Here is a 13,334-nt window from a genome sequence, read left to right as displayed (position 1 = left end):
TTTTTTATTTAACTAGTTGGTTGATGATTTGATTTAATTCATCTGCTGATGATGCTATATATTTAGCACCTATGTTTTTCAGTGCCTCACCATGACCGTCTAAGATGTGACTTGCAGCAGTGAAGCCTATCACTGTCATGCCAGCAGCCACGGCCGCAGTTACCCCCGCCTTGCTATCCTCCACTACCAAGCAATCACTAGGTGTAGCACTTAAAGTTTTTGCGGCTAATAAATATACATCAGGGTGCGGCTTGGGTTTTTCTACCATCTGAGCCGAGAAATATCTTTGCTCAAAAGTTTCTTCTACATTAATATGTTTAATGGCTTTTTTTACCTGCCACAGTGCACTATTGCTTACTACTGACTTTCTCAATGGCAGAGATGGAATTAGTTCAGGCATTCCGGGTACAGGTCTAAGTCTGTCATAAATGGTATGCTCTGCATTTTCCATTATTTCTTTCAGATTCAAATCTTTTCTGTTTTCTTCCGGTATGGTTAATAATATTTCAGAGATAATTTTACCTGTATAATCTTTTAGGTATTCATCTTTCGAAACATGATTGCCATGCTTATCCAATATCTCCATTACTACTTCTGCGGCTACTATTTCAGTATCTACCAATACCCCGTCACAGTCAAAAATTAATTCCTTAAACATTTATATTGTTATTTTATAATCAGTACGCAATGATAATACATTGTACTTAACGATAATGCAATTATTTTCATTATCTTGCATTTTTTAAAGAAAAAGGGTATAGGCCGGATAAAAGATTCTGGTAACAATTTTTATAAAAAAGTAACATATTGAAGTTTAAGGAATTGGGCCTCCATGAACGCCTGTTGGAAGGGATTGAGGCTATAGGATTTACAGATGCTACTCCGGTTCAGGAGCAGGCTATCCCTGAGATTATTGCGGGTAAAGATATTATTGCTTCAGCACAAACAGGTACAGGTAAAACAGCAGCATTTTTGCTGCCTGTTATTCATCATGTGCTAACGGCTGGGAGTCATGATGAACAAATAAAAGCTCTAATAATAGTACCTACCAGAGAGTTGGCCGTGCAGATAGATCAACAGATGGAGGGATTGTCATACTTTACCTCAGTGAGTTCTATTGCGGTATATGGTGGTGGTGATGGACAGTCTTTCTCTCGTGAAAAAGCAGCACTTTCTCAGGGAGCGGATGTGGTAATAGGTACTCCCGGAAGGTTGATTGCTCATCTTAATCTGGGCTATGTTAAGGTAGAGAATCTGCAGTGTTTAGTTTTGGATGAAGCCGACAGAATGTTGGACATGGGTTTTCATGATGATCTTATGAAGATCCTTTCATTTTTACCTAAAAAAAGGCAGAATTTGTTGTTTTCAGCTACCATGCCGAATAAAATTAGGGATTTGGCTAAGAAAATATTAGTTGAACCTAGTGAGATTAATATTGCTATTTCTAAGCCTGCCGAAAGAGTGGTGCAAGCTGCATTTATATTATATGATAAGCAGAAGATACCATTGGCTAGTTATTTGTTGCAAGCCAAAAAACTACAAAGTGTAATTGTTTTTTGTTCTACAAAGTCTAGTGCGAAACAATTGGCTAAAGAGTTGAAGAGGTTAGAGTTTTCTGTAGAAGATATTCATTCGGATCTTGACCAAAGTGAGAGAGAGCAAGTTTTGAGAAGCTTTAAGAATAGAAAAATCAATATTTTAGTAGCGACTGATATAATTAGTAGAGGTATCGATATTGAAGATATTGAACTTGTTATAAATTATGATGTGCCCAACGATGGTGAAGATTATATTCATAGGATAGGGCGTACTGCTAGAGCAGCCTCCAAGGGAGCGGCATTTACTTTTGTAAATGAAGAAGAGCAAAGTAAGTTCGGTGCCATTGAAGAGTTATTAGGAGCGCCAGTTTTGAAAGGTAAACTCCCTGCTGCGTTGGGTGAGGGGCCTTCATACAATCCTAGGAATAATAGAAGACCCCGAAAGAAGAAATTTTTTAAAAGATCTAAAAAATAATCGATTTAGAGGTTTTTATAATATTCATTAATCGATTGAATTAACTGATCATAAATTGGTTTTGTAAATTCAATGAACAAATTTTGGGAATCAGGAGGGGATAACTCAGATCCTTCACAAATATTTAAATCCTCTTCTGATAACGCCCTTTCATCTCCGTTGAAATTGGCCCATTCATTTACCCACACAAATTCACCTGATAATTTTTTATGTAAAAGCACTCCGTCATTATTGCCATCGAATATTCTCATGCTGAGTGTGCCATTGGATATTACTTCTTTTTTATAAAATGTTAATTTGGCTTTTACGGTGTTGTATACAGCTTTCTCGGTGCCATCATCTAATTTAACTGTACCCACTTTAACGCTATCTTTAGTGATGGTCTCAGTGTTTTTGCTATAATTGGTTCTACCTATAACAAACTCATCAAATTCTAAATGTAAATATTGATCTACATAGGGTAGTTCATCTATTTTAGCTTCTCGCGGGGTGTAAAACCTGATGAATTCATTCTTGTTATAATTATGTAAGTACTCTTCTATTTTATCTTGAAAGAAATTTCCACTCAGGTTGTACTTTCTAGGTACAGGTATTTGTTCTACTACAATTTTCAATGTGGCTTCAAATTTTGCTTCATCTCTTTTGAAAAAAGCATCTTTATAGTTGGGGACAAACTCTAAAGCATCTACATATAAATAATAAGCTTCTTTAGCCGCTTCGCGAGTATTTAACTTCATGGTTTCTGTGGCAGCAGCATAGCTTTCTTCAGCAGCCTGCTCTCTAAGTAGGGGTAGTTTGTTGTAATAATTTAATGGTCTAGGAATTATTTTCATTGCCCCTGGAGAGCGTGATATTTCCTCGTACATGGAGTTAACGGATTGATAGTTTCTTAATACTGTTTTGTATTTGAATCTATGGTTTTCATTTAAAGCATTTTGAGCGTTCTGTTGAAACGTTTTTAGCGCTAAAGGGTAGCTTTTCTTTAGTGTTTCTTTTGACTTTTTGTGATTAGGATTTTGGCGTAATCTATTGACGGACTTAATAACAGCGGTGTAGTAATTGCCATTTTCAAATGCCTTTTTACCGGATGAACATGAAAAAATTAAAAGCAGTAAAAGGCTGCTAAAAATAAGTGTATAGAGTTTTTTGTTTGTCATGCGTTCAATTTCTATTCAATTAGTACCACTGAGAGATTTATGGTAACCTTTCAATTATAGGGTTGATTTTTTAATTATTCTTATTTTAATAATTTATTTTTAAAGTTTTATATTGTGAAGATAAAAATTATAGCTTTGTTAAATATTATTTATTGATTTCTTGTACGAATTCAATCTTACCAAAATCTATACCAATAGTGAAATTTGTTTTTTATGCTTTTCTGAGCGCTTTTTCATTACTATGCCTCAATGTGAAGGCTCAGGTTCTTAGTGATGAACATCAGGAAATTTTAGATAAGCTGCCAGAAGGTAAAAAGAAGGAGAAACTTTTTAAAAAATACATAAAGAAAGATGCGAAGGATCGCGAGAAGCAAATAAAAAACAAAAGTGAGCAAGTGCTTCGTGATAGTATTAATAACTATGTAGATATTCCAGATAGCAAGATTGATTCGGCTGCGGTGGTGGAGAAATCAAAACAAGTATTAAATGATTCGTTATCTAATCATATAGGAAATATTGAGGTTCCTATGGATTCTGCTGAAGTGAGGGGTAAGGCTAAAAGCTATGTAGATGGGGTTGCTCAAGAAAATTTGGGAATTACTGTAACAGATATAAAAGCGGATAGCTCAACAACTGCGAAGGTCAAAGAAAAAGTAGAAGAACGAGCGAAAAAAGCTTTGAGTGATGAGACTAAATATAATGAATTTGAAGGCTTAAAGGAGAAGTCCGCTTTTGATGAGATGGAGGATGTTACCAAAGATATTGAGAAGCAGAAGGAGGCAATAGAACAAGCTGCGGCAAAGAAAGCTTTAAAAGAAAAAATGACCAGCGAGGCGAAAAAGTACATCACTGAAAATGCTGATAAGATTCAAGAGGTACAGAACAAGATGAGTACGCTTAAAAAGAAGTACAGTTATGTTCCTAATAGTAATGATTTATCAACAGCCAAAAAGAGAAGTTCTCTAGAAGGAAAAAGTTTGTGGGAAAGGATCGTGCTTGGAGGAAACTTTAGTATTGGTAAAACAAACCCTGTTAGTATTGATTTGGCTCCGGTTTTGGGCTATAAAATTAATAAATTGTCAGAGGTAGGGATGACAGCCACATATAGATCAAAACTAGGTGTAGATAATAGTCGGTTTGCTAATAGTGATAAGACTTATGGATTTGGTCTTTTTGCTAATTACACCGTATTTAATAATTTTTTCGTGCAGGTGGAAGGTGAGAAAATAAGAACGAATGGTGGCTTTAAAGAAAAAGATGCGCGAAAGTGGGTGGAAACAGCCATGTTGGGAGTAGGGCGAAAATTTCATGTAACAAAATGGTTAGAAATGCAGGCGCTAGTTTTGTATAATGTCTTGCATGATAATGAGACGAGCCCTTATGACTCTCCAATAGTATTTAAAACAGGCTTCAGGCTGAATAAATAAAAAAGCCCCAGAAACGGGGCTTTTTAGAGTAGAGTGCGGATTGATTATTGGTTTGTGATTAATAGAGGTAATCTAAAGCCGTTTTATCAGCAGAACTAAAAGGTCTGTCTGACCCATCAGAGCAGGCAAGCATCCATGAGGCCGCTTCTGGTGTAGTAGGAGTGCCAGGAATGTGATTGTCGCCAACGCCACCGTCACCTTCATCGCTGGTAGAGCCTCCACAGCTATAACTTCTGTCCATATAGTCAGTATGTCTAAAGCCGATTAGATGGCCTAATTCATGTGCTATAGTTGTAGTAAGTGCTCCTAAATCGCTTACATCATCGTAATATTCTTTGGTCAGAAGAATTTCGTCATATGGCTCTCCTGTAGCTGTAGGGAAACCACTAGAACCTAAGATGCCAAACCAGTAGTACCAGAATGGTGAAGGTGAAATAGAAATGTCGGCACTAGATGAACTTGTTACTCTTGTAAAGGTTAAGCTTAGTCCTTCATCGTTGTACCTATCTAATGCTGCATCAAGTGCAGTAAAATACTTCGAAGAGAAGCTTGAACTTAAAAATACTGTGATTGTTCGTGGGAGACCGGTAACTAAATTATCTGTGCAGTATTGCTCATCTTTTAAAAACTTCCTAGTTTCCATTGATTCGAGATCTGCCGCGGTTAAAACAATGTCATTCTCTACTATAAACTTGCCATCGTATTGAAATGCATCGGTGGTTTTAAAACCAAGATTTTCAATTTTGGCTAACGTTTCAGCAGGAATGGATTGTTTTTCTGGCATAGAGCTTTGCTCTTCTTCCTGACACGATACCCCTAAAAAAGTGAGAGAGAGGGCGCAAGCCCATAATTTAAGGTTTGTCATAATAATTGGTTAAGGTTATTTAATGATTAATGGTTGAATATAGACAACCTAGCCAATAATTATTTGTGAAGCTTGCTATTATACCATCATTTGTAAGATTAATGGTGATATTGGACTTTGTGGATTAAATTTTAAGCTTAAAAGGTGGTTTAGATGCAAATAAATAGAAAGAAAGGTATTTTTTTGATGTTAGATTTTTTCCTGAGGTAAATACTCTTATATGAAAGGTTAGTTTTGAGTGAAGCAATAGCTGATGATATTAGCACCCATTTTAAGGGCTTCTTGTCTTTTTGCCTCAGGGTCATTGTACGTACTTTGATCTTCCCAGCCATTGCCTAAGTCACTTTCATAAGTATAAAAACATACAAGTCTGCCTTTATAAATTAACCCAAAACCTTGAGAAGGTTTGCCATCATGTTCATGTATTTTAGGTAAGCCATTTGGGAAATTAAATTCTTGATGATATATAGGGTGACTATAGGGGATTTCTACAAACTCTAATTCAGGAAAAACTTTTTTCATTTCCAATCTTACAAATTGATCTAACCCATAATTATCATCAATATGTAAAAAACCTCCAGCCAAAAGGTATTTGCGTAGGTTGTTAGCATCGCTATCAGAGAAAACCACGTTGCCGTGCCCGGTCATGTAAACATAGGGGTATAAAAACAAGTCGGGACTACTGACCTCAACATCGTCATCGTCAGCAGATATGTTGGTGTTGAGTGTTTTATTGCAAAATTCTGCCAAGTTGGGTAGTGCAGTTTTATTTCCATACCAGTCACCACCGCCATCATAGTGTAATTTGGCAATTTTTAACTGGCTTTGAGCCATAACATTGAGAGCAACGAATAAACTGATGATTAATGTGAATGCATACTTCATAACTATGTGTAAAAATATGATATACTTGGCCGACTCACCAAAATATAATTCTTTTAAATTTGCTCAAAAAAATAATTGTGAACTCAGCAAATATATTAATCAACATACGAAAAATTGTAAGATCAGTTAACCTTGAATCTAAACGGATACAAAAGGAGTATGGTATTAGTATTCCTCAATTATTGGTACTACAATATTTAAATAATAAAAAAGGGGAGGTGGCGTCTCATGGTGAGATTTCTAAATACCTCAACCTCAACCATAGTACGGTAACCGGAATAGTTAACCGGCTCTGTAAGAAAGCATATCTAGAGAAAAAGCAAGACGAGAAGGATAGAAGAATTGTAAATGTTAGTTTGACAGAAGCTTCTCATACGCTGTTAAACAATACGCCTCAGCTGTGGCAAGATGAATTGAGCGCTAAGCTCTCCAAGCTTCCAAAAGAAAAGATAGTGCAAATAGAAGATTCTTTTCGCTTGATCATTAAAGCATTGGGTATAGAAGAGTTGGCCGCGTACGATACTATTAGTGGAGAGTCTGATCAAAATTTACTGTAAGGGGTGATGGTAAAATAGTATAAATACTTCGGAAAATGGCTTTTTACATATCATATCAGTAGTTTTGTTTGAAATTAGTTTCTATAGAAAATAATATTTCATGCACGCAATTGATATTGTGATTTTTGCCTTATATATGCTCGTGATGCTTGGTGTGGGCTTTTTCTTCCTGAAAAAAAACAAAAGCACAGATGATTATTATGTTGGTGGAAGAAGCATGGGGCCATGGCACGTGGGGCTTTCTGTAGTGGCTACCGATGTAGGAGGAGGTTTTTCCATAGGTCTTGGAGGCCTAGGTTTTACTATGGGTATAGCGGGTTCTTGGATGTTGTTTACGGGGTTAATTGGAGCATGGCTAGCGGCTGTGGTGCTCATTCCTAAGGTTAGCAAACTCAGTAGAGATTTAAATTTATTGACTTTCCCTCAAATTTTCGGTCATTTTTATAATGGTAAGGTAGCATTGCTCGCGGGTGTAATTTCTGCCATTGGTTATCTTGGTTTTACCAGTTCTCAAATATTGGCAGGAGCCAAATTAGCATCTGCCTCCTTTATAGAGTTAGACAAAAATACGGCCCTTATCATTATGGGGGTGATTGCCATTGTTTATACCGTAATGGGAGGAATGAAAGCAGTAATTTATACTGATACCATACAGTGGATCATACTGATGTCAGGTTTAATATTCATAGGCCTTCCTTTAGGGTATACTGCTATTGGAGGTTATGATGCCATTGAGCAGACGCTAAGCAAAGATTTTTTGTCCTTTGGAAATATAGAGTGGCAGCAGTTTGTGAATTGGGGGATAACCATAATTCCCATCTGGTTTGTAGGCATGACGTTATATCAACGTATATATAGTTGTAGAAATGAGAAAGAAGCCAGAAAGGCTTGGTTTATAGCAGGACTTTTCGAGTGGCCAATTATGGCGCTTATGGGTGTTTTGCTAGGGCTGTTTGCCAGAGTGGCAGCAGAGCAAGGAATGTTTGAACAACTTGGCTTTGCAAATGTTAATGACTTAGATGATGAAATGGGATTGCCACTATTGCTAAGGTCTATTTTACCCGTAGGCCTTATGGGGCTAATGATGTCAGCATATTTTTCAGCAATTATGTCAACCGCTGATAGTTGTTTAATGGCGGCTTCGGGTAATTTGCTCACTGACGTTTTTGGTAAATGGCTACATAAAAATAAAAGTGATGAAAGTGTACTCAGAACTTCTCAGGTTCTTACGCTAATAGTAGGTGTTGCAGCCTTGATTTTGGCCACTTTTATGGAAAATGTGCTAGAATTAATGCTTTACTCATATGCATTTATGGTTTCTGGATTATTTATACCTATTCTGGGAGCTTTATTTATGAAAAACACTAGTTCATTAGCGGCATTTTTATCTATGCTAACCGGAGGTTTGGTTACACTAACGCTCATTTTGTCTGATCTGGCACTACCTTTTGGTTTAGATGCTAATATTTTTGGTATACTATCTTCTTTGGTAGTTTTTGTGGTGGTAAATATGATTAGAAAAAATATAAAAGCAGAGACATTATCTTAATGAATACAGTAGAGCTTAATAAAAAAGGAAATATACAAGAAATGACAATCGATTATAATATACTTAGACCGGCTCAGACAGTAGGGCTCATACAAAGAGACGAAATAGCTAACTTTTTGTTTAAGCACTTGGATGAATATGGAGATGAAAAACCCGATATTTCAAAAGCCATTGACTATGCTCTTAATAGTGGGGTTACACCCGGAGGTTTTGTAGTTACTGCTAGTGATAATGGAAAAATTATAGGTGCAGTGGTAGTGAATAGAACAGGGATGAAAGGTTATATTCCAGAAAACATTCTTGTATATATAGCTATAAATAAAGATTATAGAGGTAATGGTATTGGTAAATTTCTCATGCAAAAGGCTATTGACCATGCAGAGGGAGATATAGCACTGCATGTGGAACCCAATAATCCTGCAAAGCACCTATACGAAAAGCTAGGTTTTACCAACAAATATCTTGAAATGAGGCTTAAAAAATAAGTTGGACTTATAGGGCATACATGGATTTAGACAAATTAATAGCCTTAAGGCACGAATTGCACCAACACCCTGAAATAGCAGGAGAAGAAACCTCAACAGCTTTAAGAATAAAACAGTTTATCGATGTTTTTAAACCTGATGATGTGGTTAGTAATATTGGGGGAGATGGTATTGCTTTTATTTTTAGTGGTGAAGCAACTGGGCCTAGGGTTATGTTTAGAGCAGAGCTAGATGCTCTTCCTATTGAGGAAGTAAATATAGGCTTGCCTTACTTGTCATTAAATGAAGGGAAGGGGCATAAATGTGGGCACGATGGACACATGGTGATGGTAGCTGGTATAGCTCATAATTTGGCCAATACTCGTCCTCATATTGGAGAAGTAGTATTGATGTTTCAGCCAGCCGAGGAAACAGGTGAAGGAGCTGAGCGCATGCTAGCTGATAATAAATTTAAAAACATAAAGCCAGATTACATTTTTGCTTTACATAATTTACCCGGCTACCCGAAAAACCAAATTATACTAAAAAAAGGCATTTTTGCCTCTGCTTCCAAAGGGTTAATTTTTGAGTTAACAGGAAGTACATCACATGCTGCTGAACCTGAAAATGGTAACAGTCCATTAATTGCTCTATCTCATCTACTTCAATATTTACATCATCTTCCTGACCATACCAGTAATTTGGATGGATTTGGCCTGTCAACGGTAGTGCACTGCCGTATGGGTGATAAGGCTTTCGGTACTACTCCGGGCTATGGGGTGGTTATGTGTACTATTAGAGCTCATACCAACGAAGATCTGCAACGCTTGGAAGAAACAGCCATTGCAGAGGCCAAACAGGTGAATAGTAGGTACAATTTAGAGTTAACAGTGACTGAAACCGAAGGTTTCAGTGCTACTTATAATACTGACGAGTGCGTAAGCTTTTTAAACAAAGCAGCCACGAGCATAGAGGCTGACATTCATTGGATAGATCAACCATTTAGGTGGAGTGAAGATTTTGGCTTATTTACTCAAGAATGTAAAGGAGCCATGTTTGGTCTGGGTGCAGGAGAAGATACACCAGACTTACATAATGCCGATTATGATTTTCCGGATACTGTTATATCCACTGGTGTAGCTATGTATAATGAAATAATTAAACAAATATTATATAAAAAAGAGAATGAATAATACCTCAATCATTACTCTCAATCAAGAAGCATTGTCTTCTAATATCAATTTTATTCGTGATTTTTTAAATGAAGGAGTTAGGATTTCTTCAGTGGTGAAAGGAAATGCTTACGGGCATGGTATAAGTGCTATTGTACCTATGTTGCGTAAGTGTGGTGTTGACCATTTTTCTGCATTTAGTGCCAATGAAGCACATGAAGTTTATAATGCACTGGAAAAAGGGCACAATGCTACCATTATGATCATGGGGGAAATTCATGATGAGGATTTAGCATGGGTAATAGATAATGACATTGAGTTTTTTGTTTTTGATATAGAGCGCGCTAGGAAAGCGATGGCTGTTGCCGAAGAGGTAGGGAAGAAGGCGCTGATACACCTAGAGGTAGAAACAGGAATGCATCGTACTGGCTTTACCCAAGAGCAATTACAATATTTTGTGGACCTGATTAGCGGCAACAAAGAATTGATTGAAATTAAAGGTATATGCACGCATTATGCTGGTGCAGAAAGTATAGCTAATTATGTTCGGGTTAAAAAACAGATCAATCAATACAATAAGATATGTAAGTATTTAAAAAGCCAAGGAATAGATTACGGTATTCAGCATACTGCATGTTCTGCCGCTGCAATGGCTTATCCGCAAACGCAGATGGATATGGTAAGAATAGGTATATTACAATATGGCTTCTGGCCGAGTAAAGAAATTCTTATTGATTTTTTAGCCAAATCTACGCCTGAAAATAAACGAGATCCTTTAAAACGTGTTATTACTTGGACAAGTCACGTAATGACCATTAAAGAAATTAAAACGGGTGATTTCGTAGGTTACGGCACTAGCTTTTTAGCACATCAGGATATGACACTTGCAGTTGTGCCTGTAGGGTATGGCCATGGTTATACTCGTGCGCTTAGTAACCAAGGTCGTGTGGTTATTAATGGAGTTAGGGTAGGGGTCATTGGTACAGTTAATATGAATATGATGATGGTGGACATCTCAGATATCCCTGATGTAAAAAGAGGGACTCCGGTGATTTTAATTGGTGAATTAAAAAATGTAGAAGTATCTGTGGCTTCATTTAGCGAATTGAGTAATCAATTAAATTATGAGTTACTGACTCGGTTGCCTCAAGATATTCCACGTATAACAAAATAAAAATGGCATTCTTAGAATTATATAAAGATAGATTAAAGCATAATTATCAATATTTAACTAAGCTTTTTGAAGCCCGCGGTATTCAGTGGGGTGTGGTTACTAAGTTGCTTTGTGGCAATAAAGATTATATTAAAGAGGTAATAGCTTTAGGTGCCAGAGAAATTCACGATTCTCGCATCAGTAATTTGGAGGTGGTTAAAGAGATTGACCCCACGGTTCAAACTGTTTACATTAAGCCGCCTGCAAAACGCAGTATATCGCATATAGTAAAATATGCAGATGTTAGCTTCAACTCTAGTTTTGCTACTATTAAAATGCTTTCTCAAGAGGCTCAAAAGCAAGAGAAAGTGCATAAGGTGATTATAATGATAGAGATGGGAGACTTGAGAGAAGGTGTGCTGGGCGAAAATGTAATTGACTTTTATAGTAAAATATTTGAACTGCCAAATATTAATATTGTAGGCATTGGTACCAACCTCAATTGCCTTCATGGTGTAATGCCATCGCAAGACAAGCTTATTCAATTGAGTTTGTACAAGCAGTTGATAGAAGCTAAGTTTAACAGAACTATTCCATGGGTATCTGGCGGTACATCAGTAACTATACCTCTTTTGTTGAAAAAGATGAGGCCTATGGGCGTCAACCATTTTAGAGTAGGAGAAATTCTATATTTTGGACTCAATTTATTTACCATGAAAACGGTAGCAGGTATGAAAGACGATGTCTTTAAACTGTATACTGAGATCATAGAATTGTATGAAAAGCCCAGAGTACCTATGGGAGAGCTAGCAGAAAATCCATCTGGAGAAATTACGGAGATTAACGAAGATGATTATGGAAAAACATCATATAGAGCTATTATTGATATTGGTCTATTAGACATCTCTCCTGAATATCTAATCCCTGATGATGATAGGATAGAAGTGAAAGGAGCCAGTAGTGATATGCTGGTTATTGACATGGGTGATGCTAAAAACGATTATAAAGTAGGAGACTTAATATCATTTAAGCTCCGCTATATGGGAGCTTTAAGTATTCTTAATTCTGATTATATAGATAAAAAGATCATTTAAAATGATCTTTATGTTTGTTTTCACCTCCTTTTTGCTGACTAAACTTGATGGCACTGAATTTTATTACAGAAACAAATACCACACCACCAACCACATTACCTAGCGTAGTCCAAAATTGAAAGTGAAGGTAATCTCCGAAGCTTATATCAGAAGTAACCATACCAGCAAATACTTCAATAGAACCAACTACGCTGTGGTGTAGGCCTCCCACACCAATAAGTGCAGTGATAAGTATTACCATTAGAATTCTACTCACGGTTTCTTGAGATGAAGTGACTAACCAAGATAATTGGCCCATAAGCCAACCTGCTATTACAGCACTGCTAAACGTGACAATCCAATCGTATTTGGTCAGCTTATGTGCTATATGGTAAAATGTATCTACTGTAATAATGTCCATATTAATGCCTAGGTAGGAGATGAGCAGCCCCACTATATAGCCGCCAATAAGGTTACCCCCAAATACAATTCCCCATAATTTCATTAGGCTTTTAAAGGTGGTGCTTCCTTGCAGAACAGGAATAACTGCCAATGTGGTGTGTTCAGTAAATAGTTCGGATCTACCTATAATAACAAATATGAAACCTATAGGGTAGCAAAGTGCCATAATGATATGCATTACATTATCTGATACACTCCCATGTAGTAAAGTGTATATGACACCTGATAGAAATAGTGTAAATCCTACTTCTAAACCAGCAGCAAAAGAAGAAACAAATAGACCTAGAGGAGATCTGTCATGCTCGGCTAAACCCGCATTAATTTGCTCTTCAAAAATGTGATATATACTTTTTGGTTCGTTGCTAATGTCCTCTACCTTTTGCGGTTTCGGGTTAAAAAACTCTTTTATATTCATTCAAGCTTATTTATTAAGTTATATATAAATGAAAAAAGGTATAGAAATGTTATATAACCTGATGGGGAAGTTATTCTACGCATCAGTATATAGCATTGCTCATTATGTTCATTTAAATCAGAGGAAAACAAGCTTTATAAGC

13 protein-coding genes are annotated in these 13,334 nt (G+C 36.6%); 8 read left to right on the top strand and 5 right to left on the bottom strand.

Going from position 1 to position 13,334, the window contains the following annotated elements; translation table 11 throughout:
• Window positions 1-4 precede the first annotated feature (4 nt).
• Window positions 5-658 (bottom strand): HAD family hydrolase, encoded by a 654-nt coding sequence (locus ACXACQ_RS19200; protein ID WP_474977607.1) that lies wholly within the window; start codon window positions 656-658, stop codon window positions 5-7.
• Window positions 659-807: 149 nt separating this feature from the next.
• On the opposite strand from ACXACQ_RS19200, the gene ACXACQ_RS19195 reads away from it, so the two are divergent.
• Window positions 808-2,013, top strand: a complete 1,206-nt coding sequence (locus ACXACQ_RS19195; protein ID WP_474977606.1) for a DEAD/DEAH box helicase — start codon at window positions 808-810, stop codon at window positions 2,011-2,013.
• Window positions 2,014-2,018: 5 nt separating this feature from the next.
• Here the strand turns inward: ACXACQ_RS19195 and ACXACQ_RS19190 are convergent, their stop codons facing one another.
• Window positions 2,019-3,170, bottom strand: coding sequence for a hypothetical protein (locus ACXACQ_RS19190; RefSeq protein ID WP_474977605.1), 1,152 nt, complete (start codon window positions 3,168-3,170; stop codon window positions 2,019-2,021).
• A gap of 197 nt (window positions 3,171-3,367) precedes the next feature.
• Between ACXACQ_RS19190 and ACXACQ_RS19185 the strand changes: the two genes are divergently transcribed.
• Window positions 3,368-4,597 (top strand): hypothetical protein, encoded by a 1,230-nt coding sequence (locus ACXACQ_RS19185; protein ID WP_474977604.1) that lies wholly within the window; start codon window positions 3,368-3,370, stop codon window positions 4,595-4,597.
• 58 nt (window positions 4,598-4,655) lie between these two features.
• Here ACXACQ_RS19185 and ACXACQ_RS19180 read toward each other — a convergent pair whose 3' ends face one another.
• Entirely contained in the window at window positions 4,656-5,462 is an 807-nt protein-coding gene (locus ACXACQ_RS19180; RefSeq protein WP_474977603.1) for a M57 family metalloprotease, read from the bottom strand.
• A 228-nt stretch (window positions 5,463-5,690) separates the two neighbouring features.
• Window positions 5,691-6,347 carry a DUF4159 domain-containing protein gene (locus tag ACXACQ_RS19175; RefSeq protein ID WP_474977602.1) on the bottom strand — a complete coding sequence of 219 codons (657 nt, stop codon included), beginning with the start codon at window positions 6,345-6,347 and terminating at the stop codon, window positions 5,691-5,693.
• A 77-nt stretch (window positions 6,348-6,424) separates the two neighbouring features.
• On the opposite strand from ACXACQ_RS19175, the gene ACXACQ_RS19170 reads away from it, so the two are divergent.
• The 6 genes from ACXACQ_RS19170 (at window position 6,425) to ACXACQ_RS19145 (ending at window position 12,336) form a co-directional block, all read left to right on the top strand.
• Window positions 6,425-6,904: a MarR family winged helix-turn-helix transcriptional regulator gene (locus ACXACQ_RS19170; protein ID WP_474977601.1), complete on the top strand. Its 480-nt coding sequence runs from the start codon at window positions 6,425-6,427 to the stop codon at window positions 6,902-6,904.
• Window positions 6,905-7,004: 100 nt separating this feature from the next.
• A complete protein-coding gene (locus ACXACQ_RS19165; protein ID WP_474977600.1) occupies window positions 7,005-8,453 on the top strand; it encodes a sodium:solute symporter family protein in 1,449 nt (482 codons plus the stop codon).
• 41 nt (window positions 8,454-8,494) lie between these two features.
• Window positions 8,495-8,938, top strand: coding sequence for a GNAT family N-acetyltransferase (locus ACXACQ_RS19160; protein WP_474978489.1), 444 nt, complete (start codon window positions 8,495-8,497; stop codon window positions 8,936-8,938).
• 20 nt (window positions 8,939-8,958) lie between these two features.
• Window positions 8,959-10,110: an amidohydrolase gene (locus tag ACXACQ_RS19155; protein WP_474977599.1), complete on the top strand. Its 1,152-nt coding sequence runs from the start codon at window positions 8,959-8,961 to the stop codon at window positions 10,108-10,110.
• Window positions 10,103-11,263 (top strand): alanine racemase, encoded by a 1,161-nt coding sequence (alr, locus tag ACXACQ_RS19150; protein ID WP_474977598.1) that lies wholly within the window; start codon window positions 10,103-10,105, stop codon window positions 11,261-11,263. The genes ACXACQ_RS19155 and alr overlap by 8 nt, the downstream gene beginning before the upstream one ends.
• Window positions 11,264-11,265: 2 nt before the next feature.
• Window positions 11,266-12,336, top strand: coding sequence for an alanine racemase (locus tag ACXACQ_RS19145; RefSeq protein WP_474977597.1), 1,071 nt, complete (start codon window positions 11,266-11,268; stop codon window positions 12,334-12,336).
• Here ACXACQ_RS19145 and ACXACQ_RS19140 read toward each other — a convergent pair.
• Complete coding sequence (locus ACXACQ_RS19140; RefSeq protein ID WP_474977596.1) at window positions 12,329-13,192, bottom strand: formate/nitrite transporter family protein; 864 nt, start codon at window positions 13,190-13,192, stop codon at window positions 12,329-12,331. The genes ACXACQ_RS19145 and ACXACQ_RS19140 overlap by 8 nt on opposite strands.
• Window positions 13,193-13,334 lie beyond the last annotated feature (142 nt).

It is taken from the genome of Fulvivirga sp. AWR4_260, from assembly GCF_056158185.1.
This window is presented reverse-complemented; position numbering and strand designations above follow the sequence as displayed.

What these genes read in the sequence shown, in the direction of transcription:
- ACXACQ_RS19190 (WP_474977605.1), bottom strand. Translation starts at nt 3,170, where the DNA reads ATGACAAACAAAAAACTCTATACACTTATTTTTAGCAGCCTTTTACTG.
- ACXACQ_RS19165 (WP_474977600.1), top strand. Translation starts at nt 7,005, where the DNA reads ATGCACGCAATTGATATTGTGATTTTTGCCTTATATATGCTCGTGATG.
- ACXACQ_RS19155 (WP_474977599.1), top strand. Translation starts at nt 8,959, where the DNA reads ATGGATTTAGACAAATTAATAGCCTTAAGGCACGAATTGCACCAACAC.
- ACXACQ_RS19145 (WP_474977597.1), top strand. Translation starts at nt 11,266, where the DNA reads ATGGCATTCTTAGAATTATATAAAGATAGATTAAAGCATAATTATCAA.
- ACXACQ_RS19160 (WP_474978489.1), top strand. Translation starts at nt 8,495, where the DNA reads ATGACAATCGATTATAATATACTTAGACCGGCTCAGACAGTAGGGCTC.
- ACXACQ_RS19140 (WP_474977596.1), bottom strand. Translation starts at nt 13,192, where the DNA reads ATGAATATAAAAGAGTTTTTTAACCCGAAACCGCAAAAGGTAGAGGAC.
- ACXACQ_RS19175 (WP_474977602.1), bottom strand. Translation starts at nt 6,347, where the DNA reads ATGAAGTATGCATTCACATTAATCATCAGTTTATTCGTTGCTCTCAAT.
- alr (WP_474977598.1), top strand. Translation starts at nt 10,103, where the DNA reads ATGAATAATACCTCAATCATTACTCTCAATCAAGAAGCATTGTCTTCT.
- ACXACQ_RS19180 (WP_474977603.1), bottom strand. Translation starts at nt 5,462, where the DNA reads ATGACAAACCTTAAATTATGGGCTTGCGCCCTCTCTCTCACTTTTTTA.
- ACXACQ_RS19200 (WP_474977607.1), bottom strand. Translation starts at nt 658, where the DNA reads ATGTTTAAGGAATTAATTTTTGACTGTGACGGGGTATTGGTAGATACT.